Raw genomic sequence first — 19,972 nt, forward strand, 5'->3', positions numbered from 1 at the left:
TCACTGCACGTTGAGTGTCTGCAGACGGCCATTCACGCGGAATGTAGCCTGCCCAATCCCGGAGCTGACCAACTGCCAACCCGATACTGACTCCCCCTCGCCAATTAAACGCACCTGGGATAAATCACTGAACTCCAGCGGTGCCACAGCGGCGAATGCGGCAGTACCTCGCCGCTCAATCCCCGTCAGCACAAAAGGCGCTTTTCGCGCCACGCGTACTGCTGCTCGTGCAGGCGATTTAATCGGCGTAGCCGGATGCTTTGGGATGATTTTGGCCGTCGCAGACGGCGCGGCGGGGACGGATGTTGAGGGTTTTGTCGATGCGCCAGTTGAGCTTGCCGGGGTATCAGTCGTTGGTGTCGGGGCTGATGACGCCGACTTTTTGTATGCGGCGAGGTCATCTTTCAAAGCGTTCAAATCCGCTTGCTGAGCCTCCAGTTGCGCCTGCAACTGCTGCGGCAGTGCTGCGTTACTGATGATTGCCGCAAGTTTCCTCTCGAATTGCGCCTGGCGGCTTTCCAACATGGCGACTTGCTGCTGTTGCGCCCCCAGCGTGTTGCGTAAAGACGTTACATCGTCTTGTGGCGACAGGTTTCTCTGAGCCTGCTCCAGTTGTGCAACGCGTTGATTAACGCCCTTAAGCGCATGACTGCCTGCCATGCCCATCATGAGGACAATCAATGCGCCTCCGGTGAGTCCCCAGAATGTTTTGCTGCGAAGGAGACCTTTTTGAGGCGCGGTCATCCGGGGCATGTGTTCCTTTTGTTCTGTCATTTTTTCAGCCATCCTGCCGTTGCCGGTACGGGTTTTACTGGCGGCGGCGCAATAGACGTCGCTGGTGCGCTGATCGGGGAAGAGACAACCGTCGCCGGCGGCAGCTGCGTGGCCGGCAATTGGTACCCGTCGCGCAGGCTGTGGCAAACGACACGCTGTACATCGTCCACGTCAAGCTGCCACGCGGGCCCCGCCAGTACCTGCAACGCGGTACGTAAACGCATTGGCCCTAATTGGTACTGAACAGCCGGCAGAGCCTGTCGGTACAGCACACCGTTTGCCGGCCCCGTGGCGCACAGCGAGTATCCCGACTGGCGCAGGGCATAACGCAAGGCATCCGCCACCGTCGGTTTAACCGACGCCGGGATGCGAATATCGATAATCTGGGAGAGCGGATCGCGCTGGACGGAAGCAGGATCGGTGCTAACCAGTAAATAGCGGTCATAACGAACCACTTCCGGCGCCCGGGCATAAACATCCGGGCTAACCGGTTGCACATTACGGGTAACGGTGACAGGCGGCGTGACTGATGAAACATCACGTTGTTGCAAAGGTTGCCGGGGGGCGCACCCTGTCAGCATGATGGCCGCCAGGGAAGTGATGACGAGTGTTTTTTTCATCCGGATGGTTTCCTGTTCAGTGACAATTGACAGGTGTCACTGTGCGGTTACCGCCCACCGCCCTCAATTAACAACTCTTTTTGCAAAACAAAAAAAAACGCCAACCCGAAGGTCAGCGTTTTGTTAGGTGAAGAGGATTAAAATAAAGGGACTACGTTAAAGAGGGGGAACGATTAACGCCTCTCGCTCCTAACAGCAGTCCTTCCGTACTTAAATCCTCATCCAGATCTGGCCAGTGTATGCCTAAACCCGCACCACATAGCTCCCAGTTTTCACGTTGAGCCTGAGTGCCGGCCGCGAGACGAGGATACCAGGCCAGAGGGACTGAAATGGAACGGCCATCCATCAAATCGACCGTCAGACGATCATCATCGATATGGACGTTCATTACACGCAGATCGTTCTCATTGCGCAAAGTAAGCATTCCAGGCCTCCTGTAAAAGTGTCTGGTGTTCAGCGACCAAACGTTGTAGCACGCGCAGTTCATGTGAAGCAAACCCCACACTACGCGCAACACTGCCATCATGTAACCATATTTTAGCCGTTGCATTACCCTTATCAATATGGACATGCGCAGGCTCATTCGGTTCATGGCTGTAAAAGTAAAAGCGAAAACCGTCCACTCTGAGAATTGTCGGCATAGTGATCTCCTGACAATCAAAGAGCATGAATAGCTGATTTCGCTATTCCGTAACCAAACCCAAGGAACGGAATATCATCTTCAAAATCAATCGGAGGCTCATTTCCTCCTGATTGGGATTGAGGCTGTTGAGGCGCGGAACCGCTGTGCGTTGGCTGCTGGGGCTGTCCCCATCCTCCCTGAGCACGTTGACCAGAGTTTGCTGACTGGGAACGACCGCCCAACATCTGCATCGTTCCCCCCATACTGACCACGACTTCGGTTGAATAGCGGTCCTGACCACTCTGATCCTGCCATTTACGGGTCTGGAGCTGGCCTTCGATATAGACCTGTGACCCTTTACGCAGGTACTCACCGGCAATTTCAGCCAGTTTGCCGAACAGCACAACACGGTGCCATTCCGTTTTTTCCTTCTGCTCACCAGATTGTTTATCACGCCAGGTTTCGGAAGTGGCCAGTGACAATGTTGCTACTGCACTACCGGCTGGCAGGTAACGGATTTCAGGATCCTGACCAAGAAAACCGACAAGAATGACTTTATTTACGCCGCGAGACGCCATAATCGAATCCTCATAGGGAATAAGAAAGGGAAAAACGCCCCGAGAACATGCGGGGCGTAGAGGGCGTTATCAGAAGGAGTTTTCTGCGTATTGTTGCTGAGCAGAACCTTGCTGAGGCGGCGTGGAGTCAGATTTCTCAGCCTGATAAACCTTCTCCTGGCCGATTTTGATCCAATCGACCTTGATCAGGCGGGCTTTCAGACTGACACGTTGTTCACCGGCATGTTCACCGCTGTTGAGCGTAAAAATGTCCGTTTTCAGGTTGCTGAGCACAAACCCAATCAGGACTTTTTTGTCTTCATCAACCGACTTTTGACAACGATTGATTAGGCTGCTGGCTTCTTTACCGGCGACCGTGACATCGAAACGCGTATAACTGGCGTTATCGGTCGGACCAGAAAGTCCGTTGATGACACAGCTGATAAAGGTGCCGTTAGAACCATTGACCTGGCGAACATTGCTGAGATACCCCATTCCTTTAATGGTCAGGTTGAAATATTCAGTTTTGTTGGACGTGTTTTGCGCTTGAGACATGATGTTTTCTCCATGGAGTGTAGATTCGGTGACGGAGAAAGACACCTTCCCCGACGGGAAAAGTGTTTCCCGTCGGGAGTCTGCAAAGTCGTACGTCAATGCAGACAGTCTGGATTGTGAAATGGACCTTCATCACTGTTGAGTGATCCCCGTTCTCAAAGGTTAAACGGAGTTACCACCACAAGGGCATCCTCTTTCAGGCTACAAGGATATTCGCGATCGCCCGAAGGCGTTTCTCACAGACCGCTGAAACATTGGTTGGCACTCACCCGAAGGCGCTTCTCACAGAGTGCGGAAGCATTGGCTGGTTGTCCGAAGACAACAAGTAAGCCTGTTCATTTTTAATGCAAGTTATGTGAGTGTCAACGTTAATAATAAGTTTTGCGGGCGATAAAAATAAAAACGGCGTTGATCCGAAAATCAACGCCCTGGGGTCGGTACCTTAACCTTTCATATAATCAAACAGACTCCGGGGAGGAACCTAGTGTCCCGGCGCGTTTTTCACGGAGTCGCATGCGCCTTGTCAACCAACCTGAGTGTGGAGGCCGCTGACCGGACTGAAGTAGAAAAAAACCATGGAAGAATTTTCCTACCACCGCAGTCACGGGGTACCCTGCATCAAAGCCAGTTCACCTTAGCAAAAGTTTCCACCATATACATCAGGCAATCTCTTACTCCGATGCGGTTGCTTTATTTTTAGCCGCTGTTTTCCCTTTATATCGTTTACCGTTACGGTTGGTTTTAGTCCCAATATTGACAATACCCTGGCAGGTTGGGTAATTGATACATCCCCAAAAAGCGCCACTGCCTTTCTTGCCCGCACGCCGGCGCATCGCTCCGCCACAGACAGGGCAAGGAGGAGATGGCGGCGCAGTGAACTTCACCGCCTGCGTTTTACCTTTCTCGACCAGATGCCCCGTCCACTGTGCCTGCCGCGACATAAACGTTTCCAGCGTCATCTGCCCCTGGGCAATCTCATCCAACGCCTGTTCCCATAGCGCCGTCATACCCGGATTTGTCAGCGCCGCCGGCAGGGCATCAATCAACTCGCCGGCAATCGGTGTGGAGAACAAGAATTTTCCTTTTTTCTCCAGGTATCCCCGCTTGAATAGCGTTTCCAGGATAGCGGCTCGCGTCGCTTCAGTTCCCAATCCGGCATTCTCTTTCAAAATTTTCTTAAGTTGAGGATCGCTGACGAATGCAGCTGCATTTTTCATCGCCGCAATCAACGTTCCATCAGTGAAGTGCGCCGGCGGCTTTGTTTGCAGGGTTTTAAGTTCAGCGCCGGCTACGGCACAGGACTGTCCTTTAACAAGTGTCGGGAGACGGGCCTCATCATCGTCATTCTCCTTCGATTCACTGCCTTCATGCTGAAACAACGCTTTCCAGCCTGCTACGATCTCAACCTTACCGCGGGTACGAAACAGTTGGCCGCCAATATTGAAGGTTGCTTCAGTTACATCGACTTCATGGAACGGCAGGAACTGTGCCAGGTAATGCTGGCGTATCAGTTGGTAGACCCTGAGCTCATCGGCAGACAACTTACTCAGGTCGAACGGCTGTTTTGTAGGAATAATACCGTGGTGAGCGGTGATTTTCTTATCGTTCCAGATCCGTGAAACGAAACCTGTATCGAGTTTAGCCACTGTCGCACTCAGTGTGGGATCCGTTCGCGTAATGGCATTGAAAACCTGTGGGATTTCTTCACGCATTGACGTCGGCAGATAACCGCAATCGGTGCGGGGATAGGTTGTCGCTTTGTGGGTTTCATACAACGATTGAGCAATGCTCAATACCTGGTTTGCGCTCATTCCCCATTGGCGAGAGCAGACCTGCTGCAGTGTACCCAGATCAAAGGCCAGAGGGGCAGACTCTTTCTTGCGTTCCGTCCCCAGATCAAGAATCAGGGCGCTACCCGTTTGCTGGCAAAGTTGCAGCACGGCCTGCGCCACATTTTGCTGAATACAGCGTTTCTCCTCGTCACAGTAGTTGGCGGCGGGCACCCAGTTGGCAGGGAAATTGATCCCCTCCTTCTGCAACATAGCCTGTACCTGCCAGTGCGGTTTTGACACAAAACTGGCAATTTCACGGTCACGGTTCACGACCAGCGCCAACGCGGGCGTCTGCACCCGGCCGATCGACAAGACCTCGCCATACCCTTGTTCCCGGGCTTTCAGGGTATAAAGCCGGGTCAGGTTCATTCCCGTCATCCAGTCAGCCCGCGCTCGCGCCATGCCGGCATGGTAAAGCGCCGCCGTCTTTTCACCAGGCAGCTTATTCGCCAGTGCCTGGCGAATACTCGCCTCATCCAGCGCGGATAACCAGAGCCGCTGTACGGCCCCCGTAAAGTGACAATACTCCAGCAGCTCGCGGGCGATGACCTCGCCTTCCCGATCGGCATCAGTGGCGATGACCACGGAGTCCACTTGCTTCAGAAGTGACCTGACAACGGCAAACTGATCCGCCGTATCTTTTTTAACGGTCATTTTCCACTGCGTCGGCACGATGGGCAGTACGGACTCGCGCCATGGGTTGCCGTACTGTTCACCGTAGGTCTCAGGTTGAGCCTGCTCTAATAGATGCCCTACAGCCCAGGTAACAATGACTCCGGGGCCGGCAAGATAACCCTGCTTACGTTGGGTCGCCCCAAGGATGGCGCCGATATCCTTACCCTGGGACGGTTTCTCACAGAGATAGAGTTGCATCTGATCGCCTCCAGTCAGCTCACCTGACCGTTAGCAACCTGCTGCAGCTGCTTCATTAAGCGCCCCAAATACGCATCGGTCAGATGCGAACTATCCGGGGAACTGTAAGTCACCTTCAAACGACTGCCGGCACCGGATTTCTCGACTTCCAGCACCAGGCGATCGCTTCCTTTCCATTCCTGCCCCATTTTATAGTAGCTGCCCTTTACCGCTGACCATACAGAGTGGGCTTCATCGACAGAGCCGGCACTCCAGTCACCGTACTGATCACGCTTACGCAAACTTTCCAGTTCATCTGACGAGATAAACTGATAATGGCTTTTGAGGCGGGCCGCGGCAGTATCAACATCCACGGGAAGGGTATAAACATGGAGCACATTTTGACGCGGGCCGGTGTTTCCGGCTTTGGTCATCCATGGCATGTCACTGTCATTAGCACTATTAGCACTGCCGCCGGCCAGCGAATGGGCGGCATCACTGATTTTTTGATTCCACGCAGCGAGGTCGCTACCGGCGCAACCGCTTAAAATCAGCGCCGTGCAAAATAGAGCAGGCATTAACGCTTTCTTGTAAGGGCTCATGCATTGCCTCCTTTATCAGAGGAAGAATCAGCGGAGACAGTGACAGGATTACGTAACGGCGGGGAGAACGTTGAACGTTTCACACCCGTTAAGATATCTGCATCCGGTTCACCTAACCGTTTGATAGCCTCAAGACCGGCTGGCGTTTGTAGACGAATATCATCGCGGGTCACGCTGACAGAATGATATTGTTGTACCACCCCGTATACCTGCCGAACCCAGTGCCCTCCCTTACTCAGCAAATCATCGCGTTTCTGACGTGAAATCAAACCGTAATGCCAGGCCTGGAAAGCTTTCATCGCAAGCTGATCGAAACCAACCAGTAGCCAGACACAACGGTAACCCAGGGGAGTTCGGCTGAATACACCGATATTTAAAGGCGAAACGGAGTAAACATCGGACATCGTGATCTGACCCGGCAAATCGGATAAGGTGTTTTCAAGCTCAGCAACGGCCTTTTGTAACCGTGCGGTTCCTCGCTCTATCGCCTGCTCCAATAACAACATCGCGTCGTCGGCGTACGGGTTGTCACTATCCGAATCGGCATTGATTTTACCTGCCCTGGCGATGACCTGGGGCATGCTAACTATTTGAGGTTTTTTTGACTCTTTCTGACGTTGACGGCCTTCCCATAAAAGGATGGCATATTGGGTATGCAGTTGAACTGTTAAAGTCGACTTCAGTGCCCCCGCCTTTCCCCGTGCGGAAGTGTCTGGAGAATTGTTTGCTGTATCTGCCATCTTGAGCATCCTTCTGTCTGCTGAGAGTATGTTTGGCTTGAAATAGTCTCGGCAGGGCCAGAAAGCAGCAATTCAAAACTCTTTTTGGTTTGTGAAGAGAAAGTGTAAAAGGCGGGGTGTTTATTTTTTAATCTTGCTGGCACTGCCAGCAAGCTCACTTTTTAACCACCGATGAATATACTGTGTGATATGAGATGTGTATTTGGTTCAGTATCCTGCAGTAGCAGGCCGGAAAACCTGCGACCTGCACGACTATCCAAAACGCTTTTTGGTGTGTGAAGAAAGAGTCCAGAAGGCAATGTGCTCATTTTTTAATCTTGTTGGCACTGCCAACAAGCTCACTTTTTAACCACCAATGAGTATCCTGAGTGATACAAGATACGTATTTAGTTCAGTATCCCGCAGTAGCAGGCCGGAAAAACCTGCGACCTGCACGACTATCCAAAACGCTTTTTGGTGCGCAAAGAAAGAGTCTAGAAGGCAATATGCTCATTTTTTAATCTTGCTGGCACTGCCAGCAAGGTCGTTTTTTAACCACCAATAAATATCCTGAGTGATACAAGATACTAGTTCTATTCAGTACATTGCAGATCACAGGCTCCGCAGGCTGGTGAAATAGCCACCAAAGGCAGAATCTGAGCTCACATACGGATAAAATCAGGACCAATAATGGCAATGATACGTGTACGATTTGTCAGTCTTACGATCTTTTGCTGGCTGAGCCCCCGTAACAATCTTCTGACTTCTTTACTCCGTCTGATATTCAGGCCGTTCGCCAGTTGTTTGCGACTAATGAAACTAAGCAGCCCCTCCTGAGTAGCCAGCGTTTCAAAACGAATATGGTGGCCTTCAGCCAGGAATGCGGAATGCCGTCCCGGGCTGAGCCAGTACAGTGCCTCCAGCATATCGTTCCAGGCTCTGCGTAGCAGTTGTAGTGAAGCATTCAGTCCGTACACCGGTCGGTTATAATCTGGCGCGCCGGTAAGTGGATTTTCTTCCTGAAATTTCCAGATGGCTTCATGGTGGGCAAGACGATTACGCAGATCACGGATACGAGTAAATTTTTTTTCCAGAATATAACGTCCCGTTCTGGCTGGTGCACCAGGGAAGACCTCCGGTAGCAACTGAGGCCACAGCAGCGAACGGTTTCGGGGCTCATTATAATTACTCGTCAGGAAATTGGTCCAGAAACCAAAATCCAGTCCAGAAATCACCCGTTCCGCAGTGGGTTGTTTACCTGCATCTCTGATCCGCTTTGATACCTTGCGAATGCAATCTTCTTCCCAGGCTGTTCTGTCATAAACAGGCTTTCCGTCACGATGAATAATCTGACCACGGGCATTTTTCTTAAATCGTTTTCCCTGACGGATCCAGACCTTATCACCAATATAACGGGGCAAATCAAAGATCCAGTTGGCATCCGTGCGCCAATGTCCCACAGCCCCGGGCATAGGATGATGGCGAATGCTGTGATCGATGGCATTGCGCAGCGTCACTTCAAGACACTGCATAAGTGGCTGCATTGCACTGGCAATTGCCTTGTTCCAGTTATATCCTCCCAGCTCTTCACCAGGCTTAAGTTTCAGCACATCGGCGTAAATTTTTAGCCGCTCGGCTGAGATATAATCTTCCAACTGCATTCTGCCCTCCCAGGCTCTTAGGTTGGAACAAAGTTGACGTGCCCACCGAATACTGATAGATTTTCCACATCAAGGCGCGGATTTCTTCGGACCCGTGCGTATAAGTTAGTATCGGAAAAGCCACCTTAGGGTGGCTTTTCTCGTTCTGAGAGAAAATAGATCCCCGGCTGTCTATTCCGGGAAGAATCGCCTTCAAACTCTCCGCCAACTGATCAACTGGCAATACGCCCGTTCTGGCATAGCATAAAACAGAACAAATTAAGCTCGCCAGTTCCAAAACGCAATGAACGGGAAGCTTTTCTGAGCACAGTGCTCATTTTTTAATCTTGCTGGCACTGCCAGCAAGGTCGTTTTTTATACAACCGTACCAAAACCCACTCATTTTCTAATTTTGGCTCGTGCCATTTCCTGACGTAATTTGGCCACAACACCACTGACATATTCTCGTGAAGCTGCTTGAGGACAAACGGGTTGCGTTGATGTTGACATGGGCACCGGGCGTAGAGTCGAACGTATTGCTTCAGGTTTAACCGGGTGGGAAGATTTTCCTGCTGTGAACAATTCCCCGTTCCGGGCGCGTTTTATCACCGTCAGCAGCCAGGCAGTCGGGTTATTCAGGTTTCCTCTGACCATCGTCTGAACAAGGCTATCCAACACTTGCCGGGCAGCCTCAGCAGGCAATGCGCAAAGCTGAGCGGTGATCTGCCGGCGATCATCCTCAGCCATGCTGCGTTGCAGTTCGGCTGGTAGTTCTGGTACGTACGTTTTTTTATTCACACTGTGTGTGAAATTACGTACGTTACAGTTCGGTTTGGTTGAATCCTTGTAAGTAACTGATTCCAGAATGAGTTCGGAAAACGAACTCTGTATTTCATTACCCGTTTCATGACTGAGTTCGGTATCCGAACTGCGCTTAAATTGACTGAGTTCGGCATCCGAACCGGGGGTATTATTACCGGGTTCGGTTATAGAACCATAGGAAATAGGCTCCCTGAGGGGCACTCGGTTCGCCATTTGCTGTGGCGTTTGCGGCGCACCCAATCGTTCAACAATCGCCGCCATCTGCGAATGCTGATGACGCATTGTCGGGTCATGTTGGATATCGGACAGCACTGACCAGGCCGTTTGATTCACTGTGCGGTTTTTATGCTCACAGGCCGCAGCCAGCGTATCAAGCCAGGTCGGATCTAATGTCTCAGCATCACGGGCGGATAATGGTTCATCGTGTTGCGCATAGATGTTTCCCCGGACTCGACCTTTGTCATCACGAACACGGCGACACAGGCTGAGCCAGCCGGTAAGGCGTAACATCAACAAAACGCGACTAACGGTCTCACGGGATGCTTTGCCGTTAAATGGAGAAGCAAGCTGCAACTGTAATTCATCATAAGTCGGAAATACGGCCCCCTGATTCTGTTGCGCATACAGACGGATCATTATCCACGCTGTTTTATCCAGTGGCGATAAACGCGTGTCCAACAATAATCGGCGGGGTATGGAATCATGCACATTGCCCATATAGAGCAGGCCACTACGCAGATTCGTAACATCGGCGCTACCCGTGTGTTTTTCCGCGTTTATTCGCTCCGCCATTCGGGCATTCATTTGCGCCAGTGTAAAGGAGATCAGGCTATCATCAGGTATTCGAGTTGTAGTCATGGATTTAGCGGATCCTTAATCACGCGCCCTGTGCCAACAAATATGGCGAAGGAGTCAAACTGCAATCGTGCAGGCAATGCTGCACATAGCTAAAGGCACTCAGTCCTGTACCCGGTACCCAGGCACAGGGTGAATGTCGTCACTTCCAAATTTCATTGTTATAGCGTTCGTGGGTGAGTAACTCCCAGTCTGCGCCACTGTTACGGCTTAACAGCCGCCAGGCGGCCCCGACATTAATCTTTATCCAGGCACGCCCGGGGGCGTGCTTACCTTTTACATGGATATTTTTGTAATTCCGCTCGCCGCGGCGAAACTGCTGAACCAGCGCTTTCGCTTTTTTCTGGCAAGATGGCGGCGCAGAACGAGGGGCCTGCAAACCGGGCATCAAGATCATGGGCTTCATGCCGGCCTCCTCACCGTTCCTCTCTCGGCACGATTACGAACCGCCTGAATGGCTTTTTTGGCCGTGTTGGTATGAGGCACATCGAAGCCGCGTACCGCGTGCCACACAGCCGTGAGTGACACATCCATTTGCTCGGCGGCCAGCATCATGACATCCAGACCATCCGCGCTTGAGGGATCGTCAATGCCTGACTTTTGCCACTGGCGCCACAGCGTCGCATTTTCTTCATCACTGAGTGCGGCGCAACGCCCCTGGCGGATACTGATACCGGTCATACGCCGACGCGCGGCGACTTCAACCGTCGTCAACCCAAAATAGTGCTGCATCATCTCAATAGAACCACCCAGCGCCAGGGCACGGTCAATACGTTGCATGCGTTGTTGCTCGCGACGCGCATGCTGCAGCATCAATGAGAAGTTTTCATGGTGGATTTGAAATGTCAGTACCGATACTGGGCTGTTCAGCAGATAATGCAGATCTTCAACAGTTAAACCATGCAGCAGTTGCATTTCCTCTGTGGTCAGTCCCAGAGACTCACAACGGCGTATATAGCCGGACTTCAACTCCATAACCAACTGCGTTAACAAGCTGTTGGTCGCCTGAGATAAGCTGTTACTCATCGTTGGTTCCCCCCCAGATATTCAGCCACCGGGCTCAAAGCAGTGAATGGCAAAAAAATAAAGCGGTAAGATAAGCAGGTCAGAAAAACAGGAGCCAGGGAAGGGTTACCCGTTGGCGATAATTGAATGCGCATCACTGAACCTCCCGGCGATGACCAAGCGCGGCAGGCCCGGTTCCCTGTACACCGTGATGCAAACGGGCATTCTGTCCGGCTTCATACCCCTGCCGTCGGGCAATATCGTCACCGCGACATGTCTTGAGTGCGCGTGTTTGTAACTCGCCCATTCTCTGATTTTCCATCCATGACACCATCAACTGGTGCTCCTGTTCAGAAACCCGAAACGTTGTAATGACCTGCCGAACGCCCAGAACCCATCCGGCCCGAAACTGCTCCGCTCGCGCACGGCGCGTAGTCAGTTTCAAACGCTTGTTCTGGATTTTCAAATAGGCTGAAGTGGCATCTTTCAACTGACGGCTAAGCACATCAAACGCATACGCGGCAATAGCCGGGCGTCCGCTAAAGCCATAGAACGTCACATTACGGCGATACCCGGACGGGGTTTCTCGCCAGGAGAAATACAGGCGGCACCCAAAGGCATGGCAAACGGCCCATGCCAGACTGGACATCCACTCGGGGAGCTTGCTCTTAGCCTCTGACGGCGCCCCCTGACTTGGGGCCAGCTGTATTGATGAAAGACTCGCATCCAGCTCGCTGATACCGTATTTTTCCATCAGTTTTTGCGCCCGGGCCAACGCCAGACCAGCCTCATGGGCATTGCTGTTGCTACGAGCCAGCTCAAGAAGTTTACGAACCAGTTTCACCAGGCGTTCTTGTCGTTGTGAAGAGCTCATCAGTCATTCTCCTCTGTTGCAGCCACGTCACGCTGCAGCTCGCGCAGACGACGCATAACCCGCATAAGGCGCATCAGCTTGACGGCGTGAATGTCGTCAAGCAGCGGTAAGTCAGCAGCTCTCTCCGATCCGATTAACACATCACCCAGTGAACAACCGTCATGGTCGGTGTTGTCGGCGCCGGCAAGAGAGAGCAGAAAAACAGTAAAAGGGGAAGGTTGTTCAATACGCCCGGCCGCCAGATGCCGAGCGGCCAGCGCATAGCCGGCCGCGTACAATCCGGATCTGTCAGCCTTAATTTCAGTTTCGCACCCCGCGACTTCGGCCAGTTCGAAAACCAGACGGAACGTCATTACCTGCAGATGTTCAATATCATCCTGCAGTGTTGGAATGGGCCAGATGGCTCCAACCGGTTCCAGACCTACATCAGCAAAAGCTACGTCAGAATTAACGGTATTTTCCTGTTGTGCTCCAGTTGTCATCTGACTAGCCGCATCGGGCTGAACCAACGTCTCCACTGATGATTCACCGTTAAAGCTTTCAGATGCAGAGGGATTTTCGATATCACCGGACAGTACCGATAATGCACCATATAAATCGGGCTGGGTTTCTACACGTGGATTATCGAAGGAGGGGGTGGATTTGCCCTCAGGTCCGTCTTCCGTAGTGTCAGTCGGCTCGTTGTCTGAATCAAATAGCGCGCTGGCCAGCGTGGCAGGAGCATTCAAGTCATCCTCTTGTTCTGGGGCAGATGGAAGTAACTCAATACCATCTTCCTGCAAGTATTCACTTGACGGCAAAAGACTATCATTTACTGTAGGTTGTACAGGGAGTTGCGTCGGCGCCCCCAGATGCATACGACGATTTTGTTCTTTGGGATCGAGTTCAAGTAGCCACCGGTCATAGTTGAGAGAGGGATGTGGCAATGCTTTCAGGAGAGTACCGATCAATTCATCACGGAACATATCCAGTGAATACACCTCTGGATCATCGAAATGACGGCAAACGTCACCAAACACTTCATCAAAGGTGCTTAATGCAGAAACATCATTGGCGAACAACTTCCAAGTTTTTTCTGAGTCTCGACGCAAGGAAAGTAACGACCTGATTTGTGGCGCCCCCAACCCAGACTTAAGCAGAACAGGCATAAAAGGATAAAGATATTTCACCGCATCCTCCATGCGACTTATGCTGGAGTTATGCACTGGATACCCTTCATCTGCCAGCAGGGATGAAAGCTCTCTTAGCGTGACAGGTCTTGATAATAGTTCCTCATATATTGCCCGTGCTGCTTTTATACCAAACGCTTTTTCGATAAAGCTCAAATCGCCACGTTTATCGTTTTCGGCTAGGTGTCCAATGAGGCATGACAGACGGCCCGGCCATGGTTTGAAAACACAGAGGATACGATAAAACCGCTCGTCCCCGGTTTCTTGCCACAGTTCAGATAGGATTTGGTAGCGGGTGTTGCCACCATCACTGAACATATACGTGGGTGAATCAGATTCTGGGTCTCGGGTAACTTTGGGCACAGTATCCAGCCCTCTGGCTAGGATAGAGGCTTTGATTTCCTTATATTTAGGGTTAGGGCCAGTCCGAGGGTTATCAGGGTTGGGCGTCAGTTCGTCTAAAGTCAGCACCATCGGTATTTCATTAACAGAGATCGGTGTGACAGCTGTTGTTTCAGGATGGGTACCCAACGCGGTTTTACCCTGTTGCAATAATGCGCTGCTCAGATCGAGTACCTTGTTTTTTGAACGCGCCATGCTCATGCCCTCCCTGCGCCAACATATTGCCCGTCAGGAAGATCGCTGAAAGCGGTATATTGCCCTTCAAACTTAACGCGGATGGTGCCTGTAGCTCCCTGGCGCTGTTTGCCAATGATGATTTCGGCAATACCCATATCCTGCGTATCGGCGTTATACACCTCGTCGCGGTAAACAAAAGCAATGACGTCAGCATCCTGCTCCAGCGCGCCAGAATCACGAAGGTCGCCGTTAAATGGACGTTTATCCGCTCGGCTCTCCAATTGACGGTTCAGTTGAGACAACGCTACCACCGGGCAGTCCAGCTCTTTGGCCAGCGCTTTAAGACTGCGTGAAATTTCAGAGATTTCCTGCGTACGGTTTTCCTGACCTGGGCAACGCATCAGTTGCAGATAGTCCACCATGATGAGGCCCGGCCTGCCATAAAGGCGGGTATAGCGTCGTGCGCGTGAACGCAGCAAGGCCGGCGTCTGGTAGCTTTCATCATCAATGATTAAGCGATCTTCCCAGGGCGTCATTTCCGCGACAGCCTGGCTGATCCGCGCCCAGTCTTCATCATCCAGTTGACCACTGCGCAGCCGCGCTAACGCTACCCGTCCCAGCATCGAAACAAGTCGTTGCAGCAACTGCGCTCTCGGCATCTCAAGGCTAAAACAAAATGCCGGCTTACTGGAGTCTCGAAGTGCGCCGGCGCAGAATGAGAGACCCAGAGAGGTTTTCCCCATGGAAGGACGTGCAGCGAGTAAAATGAGGTCGCCCCCCTGCAAGCCACAGGTAATCGCATCCAGTCTGGCGAAACCGGTCGGCGTTCCGGTAATGCCATTACCACCGTTAACCATTTCCAGATGACTGGCCAGCGATTCAAGACCGGCAATCAGACTCACATTTTGCTGTGTTTGTGTCTGTTCTGACAGTTGGAACAATTGCTGTTCCGCCCGTTCGGTCAGTACGGCCGCATCGGCACGGGAAACTACTGCTTCGGCGCTTAATTCACGCCCTAATTGGAGAAGTCCACGCAGCCTGCTGCGCTCAGCAACAATATTGGCATAGGCAACAATGTTGGCCGCACTCGGCGTGTTTTTCGCCATTTCAGCCAGATAGGCAAATCCACCAACCGATTCAAGAGCTGTGTTTTGCTCCAACGAATCGGATAAAGTAATCAGATCGATTGGCTGCTGGCTGGCCATAAGTTGCACCATCGCCTGAAAAATCCGGCGGTGTGCCGGCAGATAAAAATCGGTATCCCGGATCAGCGGCAGCACATCATCCCAGCGACCGTTATCCAGCATCAACCCGCCGATCACAGCTTGCTCGGCATCAGCGGAATAAGGTACGTTTACGGTTTGTTCTAACACGGTTCTGCTCATGCCAGCACCTCCCGCAACGCACTTTCCAGCACTTCACGCAGGCGTGGTGATGCGACCAGAATCAGAGGCTTCGTATCATAAATTGCCCTCCTTCCCCCCCAGCCACTCTCAAGCAACGGCATACCTGGAGGTACTTGCGTCCCCAGGGCCATATCGCGTAATTCTTTCTCATCACAGAGATTATGAAATTCGATGCGCGCCGGCTTATCATCCCACTGACTCGCTTTGCTAATTTTCCACTCCTCGGACAGCCGCTCGTAAATCCTCTCTTTCGCTGTTTCCCTATCCGGCGCATCGACGAAAACATAAACTTCTTCCTGGAATTTACAGGTGTTAATTGAATAAGCGACAGCCCGCCAAATTAGATTCCGAGTCATACGCGAACCTCCCTGGAGAGAACGTCGTCAAATTGTTCTTTCCACTGCGGAAACAACTCGCAGGCCAAACTATGCATAGTGACGGCGGCAGCCTGAGTGGATGTGCGAGTCGTCGTTCTTTCAAGACGGTGAACCGGCTGACCACAGGCATGGCCCATTTTGTAGATTTCTAATTTGGGAATAAGTGTATCGAGGAGAGATACGTTGAATTGATCTGCACGAGTGTATAGGCCGTTGGCGATAATGTTGTTCAGGCTTTCCAGCGTTTGCTGGTCAAGGTTCGTGAACTCCATGCAGTTTGTCAGAATACGAATGTGTGGCAACAAAATACCGTAGCAAGTCAACGGTAATAGCCCTTCCATCAATCCCAACGTACCACGCAGGAACTCACGAGTGTCCGGCAGTATAGGTTTAATCACTCCGACGGCAAATTCAGTGCTGGCCAGCAATATGAGTTCTAACATCACTGAAGCCGCACCTTTAGAATCGATGATAATGACGTCATAGCCCTGAAACAGAGGATGCTGCAGCACATTGCGCAGACGCATGCGACCATCAGGCGCGTGAAGCATGGCAGAAGACAGGCGGTCATGCGGATCGTTAGAGACAATAATGTCCAGATTTGGGATAACAGACCGTGAAACGATATACTCAGGCTGATTGAGATCGACTGACTTCATCAACAATTCGTACAGGCCGCTGGGCGCCTCGTATTCCAGGGCGAATATACTACTTGCTGTAGGTTGAGAGTGATCACCATCAATGAGGAGAGTCTTTTTGCCCGCATCCGCCAGAAAACCGGCGAGGTTGGCACTTTGTGTCGATTTTCCTTCGCCGCCTTTGGTTGAGACCATAGGGACGATTTGCGGCCGGGTACTGACGGAAGCTTCAGTGGCTTTAGTAACGATATTTTCCATGTGTACACTCGAATAAATTATTCGATGCGTACAGGGTCTACGGTACTCTACACACTGCGATATATTAACTTGCTTACAAAGAGAGGATTGAAAATCCTCGTGTCCTTGGTTCGATTCCGAGTCCGGGCACCACCTTTCCTTTTTTATGCCTCCTTACAAATCCCTATGTGCATGTAATTCAATAAGTTGGCGTAAAAATCTTTCCCGATGCGTTTTGATTTATCCCTTCGTATCCGGAAAATTTGGGGTCAGATTGCGGGTCTTTCAGTTCGATGAAACGGAGAGACCCATCTATGGCCCTGAATGACAGTAAAATCCGCGCAGCCAAACCTCTCGCAAAATCCTACAAACTTACCGATTCGCAAGGTCTGTACCTGACGGTATCCACCAGCGGCGCTAAACTATGGTATTTCCGCTATCGCTTCGGCGGTAAGGAAAACCGTCTGGCCTTTGGCCCCTACCCGCAAACTACACTGGCGGAAGCCCGTGAAAAGCGCGACGCGGCGCGTAAGCTGCTGGCGTCCGGCATCAGCCCTTCCCTGGTGCGCAAAACGGATAACACCGCCGTTGATGAATCCCGCACCTTTCAGTACATCGCCACCGCATGGCACACCAGTTGCCTTAAGCTCTGGTCGGACGCTCACGCCGATAAAATTCTTACCTGCCTGAAACGCTACGTTTTCCCTACTATCGGCGCGATGGATATCGCTCTGATTGAGACCCGACATCTGGCACAGTTGGTTAAAACCATCGACGATAAAGGCGTGCATGACGTCGCCGGGCGGGTGCGCCAGCATCTGACCAAAATCATGCGCCACGCCGTACAACAGGGCGTAATCAAATATAATCCGGCTTACGATTTGGATGGTGTCGTGACCCCGGTGGTGACCCAACATCACCCCGCCCTGCCGCTGAAACGCCTGCCTGAACTACTGGAGAAGATGGATAGCTACAAAGGCCGGATGCTGACCCGTTTGGCGCTGGAACTGAATCTGCATGTTTTTCTGCGATCCAGCGAATTGCGGCTCGCTCGTTGGGATGAGTTCAATCTGAAAGCCCATATCTGGAGCGTGCCCGCCCAGCGCGAGGCCGTAAACGGCGTGCGGTTCTCAGAGCGTGGAGCAAAAATGAAGGATGAACATCTGGTGCCGCTGTCGCGGCAGGCGGTCGCCCTGCTGAAACAGATTCAGGCGCTTTCCGGCGAATCGGTCTTTGTTTTTCCGGGCGCACATACCCTGAACAAACCAATGAGTGAAAACACCATCAACAAGGCGCTGCGCGTGATTGGCTATGACACCAAAACCGAGGTGTGCGGCCACGGCTTCAGGACAATGGCCTGTAGCGCCCTGAACGAGTCCGGCCGCTGGTCAAAAGACGCCATTGAGCGGCAGATGAGCCACAAAGAGCGCAACGGCGTGCGGGCGGCTTATGTGCATAAAGCAGAGCATCTGGAAGCCAGAATCGAAATGATGCAATGGTGGTCGGATTATCTGGACGTCAGCCGCGAAGGATATGTCGCGCCATATATTTATGCGCGACAGCATAAGGCCGCGGGTACAGCCTGACGGTTAATTCTCTGACAGGAGCAGATCCCGATGCGAGGGATCTGCCTCTTTGTTTCTGAAAGGTTTTACCTTCGTATTTTTAACGAACAATCGGGAAACGCCTAAAATTATTCCGGCAGAATATTTTTAGGTCGTTACCTATCAATACGGGAAATTTTTAAAGGAAAACTTATCGTCATAGCTATTATAAAAAATCTGCACCACAGGCTGATTTTCTGCCGACACGATACTGCGCCAGAACCCGTATTCCGGCCAACTGAACCAGATTCCTGTTGCCAGAAAGTCGCAGCTCTGCACCAAAGCATTGTCGAACGAACATCGAACTGCGCCAATCACGACCTTTTCAGCCCTTTGGCCCTTTCCGGTTTGGCGCTGTTACCCTTAGCTTTCCTTTACCCTTTATCCTTGCGCCCTTTTCCTTTTGACTGCACCAGAGACAAGAATGCCCCATCGTTTCAACGCCCATAAACCTGCGCCACATAACGCCCACGCCCGTCGCCGTGGCCTAAATCCATCGCGACCAATGCCAGAGCCTCTTTTTCACTGAATCTCTGCGCCAGGTAATGGCGAATGGCATCCTGCGCCCAGGCGTAGCGCAATGAATGCGGGGAATATGCGCCGGTCAAGCCGATACGCGACGCCTGACCGTGCCAGTATTTCATCGCGCTTTTCAGATCGGGCTTATCAATCAGCCTGCCGTTGCGTTGTTCCGCCACAGCTAACGCATTTTCCAGCGCTTTTCTGACTGCGCCAGCATCCAGAATTACCGTTTCGCGAGGCCGTCCGCCTTTGGTGCCAAAAACCACGGCGAGCCGGATTGCACCACGTTCCAGCACCTGTTTCCACGTCCTGAGCGATTGCGCGCACTGCACTGCTTCCTGAGAGCGCAATCCCATCAACCTTGATAGTTCCAGTGCCGCCGCCATCCCGGCGTCTCTTCCGCGAGCGGTTTCCAGCGCCTGCCGGTAATGCTCCGTAGTAATGGCCTGCCGGATGCCGTTACGGGATGCGCCGGATAAGCCGAGCGATTTATTGGACAGCCGTTCACTGGCTGCTAACCGATCACGCCCGGCCTGCTCCAGCAAACAGCGGATCGCCGCCAACTCGTTTTGCAAGCTACGTTTCGTTATGCCCTGTTCCAACCGCTCCCGGATATAGCCTTCGATATGCCGCGCTTTCAGTTGCTCCACCCGCCGGATCTGTACATTCTGCCCCAGCAAACGGATACAGAATCGCTGCGCCAGCGCCATACGGTCGTGAACGGTTTTATGACTGCCGCCCGCCCGCCGCGCCAGCGTTTTCATTTCCTGCTCCAGAATGCCCATATTCTCTTTCCCCTTTTCATGATTGCCGCAAAATCCAAAACAGATACGACCTTCCCCGGCGCATAGGCCGATAGCCCTGAATGGTGGTCGGGCTGCGAACGATACCTGAGCGCCGGGGCGGCAGCCGTTGAGGTGTTGTGGGGCTTCGGTTGTGCTCTCTGAGCAGCCGCCAGCGTTAGCTGGTTATCCCCCGGATCGTCCTGATCCCCCTCCGGTATCGGTTCAAGTTCTCCTGTGAGTGAAAGTGGGTTGAATCACGGTGTCAGAATTCCGGCGCGTGTTGGCGCAGTTGAATTGTCTGGTGCAGTCAAAAGGCACTGGTGCGT

At 52.2% G+C, this 19,972-nt stretch carries 20 protein-coding genes; 1 reads left to right on the forward strand and 19 read right to left on the reverse strand.

Features of this window, described 5'->3' with window-relative positions; genetic code table 11:
• The 18 genes from EH206_RS19465 to EH206_RS19550 all read right to left on the reverse strand — a co-directional run bounded on the left by EH206_RS19465 (position 1) and on the right by EH206_RS19550 (position 16,756).
• The gene (locus EH206_RS19465; RefSeq protein WP_232216529.1) at positions 1-786 is read right to left on the reverse strand and encodes a hypothetical protein; all 786 of its coding nucleotides are present in this window, start codon (positions 784-786) and stop codon (positions 1-3) included.
• Positions 771-1,394, reverse strand: coding sequence for a PFGI-1 class ICE element type IV pilus protein PilL2 (gene pilL2 / locus EH206_RS19470; protein ID WP_009114257.1), 624 nt, complete (start codon positions 1,392-1,394; stop codon positions 771-773). The genes EH206_RS19465 and pilL2 overlap by 16 nt, the downstream gene beginning before the upstream one ends.
• A gap of 151 nt (positions 1,395-1,545) precedes the next feature.
• Positions 1,546-1,818, reverse strand: a complete 273-nt coding sequence (locus EH206_RS19475) for a DUF2442 domain-containing protein (RefSeq protein WP_009114258.1) — start codon at positions 1,816-1,818, stop codon at positions 1,546-1,548.
• A complete protein-coding gene (locus tag EH206_RS19480) occupies positions 1,799-2,035 on the reverse strand; it encodes a DUF4160 domain-containing protein (protein ID WP_009114259.1) in 237 nt (78 codons plus the stop codon). Before EH206_RS19480 ends, EH206_RS19475 begins: the two co-directional genes overlap by 20 nt.
• A 16-nt stretch (positions 2,036-2,051) precedes the next feature.
• Entirely contained in the window at positions 2,052-2,594 is a 543-nt protein-coding gene (locus tag EH206_RS19485; protein WP_009114260.1) for a single-stranded DNA-binding protein, read from the reverse strand.
• Positions 2,595-2,663: 69 nt separating this feature from the next.
• On the reverse strand, positions 2,664-3,128 hold the full coding sequence (locus EH206_RS19490) for an STY4534 family ICE replication protein (protein WP_009114261.1): 465 nt from the start codon (positions 3,126-3,128) through the stop codon (positions 2,664-2,666).
• Positions 3,129-3,799: 671 nt separating this feature from the next.
• Entirely contained in the window at positions 3,800-5,833 is a 2,034-nt protein-coding gene (locus tag EH206_RS19495; RefSeq protein WP_009114262.1) for a DNA topoisomerase III, read from the reverse strand.
• A 14-nt stretch (positions 5,834-5,847) separates the two neighbouring features.
• The gene (locus tag EH206_RS19500) at positions 5,848-6,414 is read right to left on the reverse strand and encodes a hypothetical protein (RefSeq protein ID WP_009114263.1); all 567 of its coding nucleotides are present in this window, start codon (positions 6,412-6,414) and stop codon (positions 5,848-5,850) included.
• Positions 6,411-7,154, reverse strand: a complete 744-nt coding sequence (locus tag EH206_RS19505; RefSeq protein WP_009114264.1) for a PFL_4669 family integrating conjugative element protein — start codon at positions 7,152-7,154, stop codon at positions 6,411-6,413. Before EH206_RS19505 ends, EH206_RS19500 begins: the two co-directional genes overlap by 4 nt.
• A 641-nt stretch (positions 7,155-7,795) precedes the next feature.
• Complete coding sequence (locus EH206_RS19510) at positions 7,796-8,794, reverse strand: Abi family protein (protein WP_009114265.1); 999 nt, start codon at positions 8,792-8,794, stop codon at positions 7,796-7,798.
• A 378-nt stretch (positions 8,795-9,172) separates the two neighbouring features.
• Positions 9,173-10,453: an STY4528 family pathogenicity island replication protein gene (locus EH206_RS19515; protein ID WP_009114266.1), complete on the reverse strand. Its 1,281-nt coding sequence runs from the start codon at positions 10,451-10,453 to the stop codon at positions 9,173-9,175.
• A 139-nt stretch (positions 10,454-10,592) separates the two neighbouring features.
• Positions 10,593-10,856, reverse strand: a complete 264-nt coding sequence (locus tag EH206_RS19520; protein ID WP_009114267.1) for a ParE family toxin-like protein — start codon at positions 10,854-10,856, stop codon at positions 10,593-10,595.
• Positions 10,853-11,476: a DUF2857 domain-containing protein gene (locus EH206_RS19525; protein WP_009114268.1), complete on the reverse strand. Its 624-nt coding sequence runs from the start codon at positions 11,474-11,476 to the stop codon at positions 10,853-10,855. Before EH206_RS19525 ends, EH206_RS19520 begins: the two co-directional genes overlap by 4 nt.
• Positions 11,477-11,609: 133 nt before the next feature.
• Complete coding sequence (locus EH206_RS19530; RefSeq protein WP_009114269.1) at positions 11,610-12,329, reverse strand: DUF2786 domain-containing protein; 720 nt, start codon at positions 12,327-12,329, stop codon at positions 11,610-11,612.
• Positions 12,329-14,095: a ParB family protein gene (locus tag EH206_RS19535; RefSeq protein ID WP_009114270.1), complete on the reverse strand. Its 1,767-nt coding sequence runs from the start codon at positions 14,093-14,095 to the stop codon at positions 12,329-12,331. Before EH206_RS19535 ends, EH206_RS19530 begins: the two co-directional genes overlap by 1 nt.
• A gap of 2 nt (positions 14,096-14,097) precedes the next feature.
• Positions 14,098-15,462, reverse strand: coding sequence for an SPI-7-type island replicative DNA helicase (dnaB-PI, locus tag EH206_RS19540; protein ID WP_009114271.1), 1,365 nt, complete (start codon positions 15,460-15,462; stop codon positions 14,098-14,100).
• Entirely contained in the window at positions 15,459-15,839 is a 381-nt protein-coding gene (locus EH206_RS19545; protein ID WP_009114272.1) for a hypothetical protein, read from the reverse strand. Before EH206_RS19545 ends, dnaB-PI begins: the two co-directional genes overlap by 4 nt.
• Entirely contained in the window at positions 15,836-16,756 is a 921-nt protein-coding gene (locus tag EH206_RS19550; protein WP_009114273.1) for a ParA family protein, read from the reverse strand. The genes EH206_RS19545 and EH206_RS19550 overlap by 4 nt, the downstream gene beginning before the upstream one ends.
• A gap of 293 nt (positions 16,757-17,049) precedes the next feature.
• On the opposite strand from EH206_RS19550, the gene EH206_RS19555 reads away from it, so the two are divergent.
• The gene (locus EH206_RS19555; protein WP_009114529.1) at positions 17,050-18,321 is read left to right on the forward strand and encodes a tyrosine-type recombinase/integrase; all 1,272 of its coding nucleotides are present in this window, start codon (positions 17,050-17,052) and stop codon (positions 18,319-18,321) included.
• 455 nt (positions 18,322-18,776) lie between these two features.
• On the opposite strand, the gene EH206_RS19560 is transcribed toward EH206_RS19555, so the two are convergent.
• Entirely contained in the window at positions 18,777-19,646 is an 870-nt protein-coding gene (locus tag EH206_RS19560; RefSeq protein WP_009114530.1) for an integrase domain-containing protein, read from the reverse strand.
• Positions 19,647-19,972 lie beyond the last annotated feature (326 nt).

The organism is Brenneria nigrifluens DSM 30175 = ATCC 13028 (genome assembly GCF_005484965.1).
GTDB classification, from domain to species: Bacteria; Pseudomonadota; Gammaproteobacteria; order Enterobacterales; family Enterobacteriaceae; genus Brenneria; species Brenneria nigrifluens.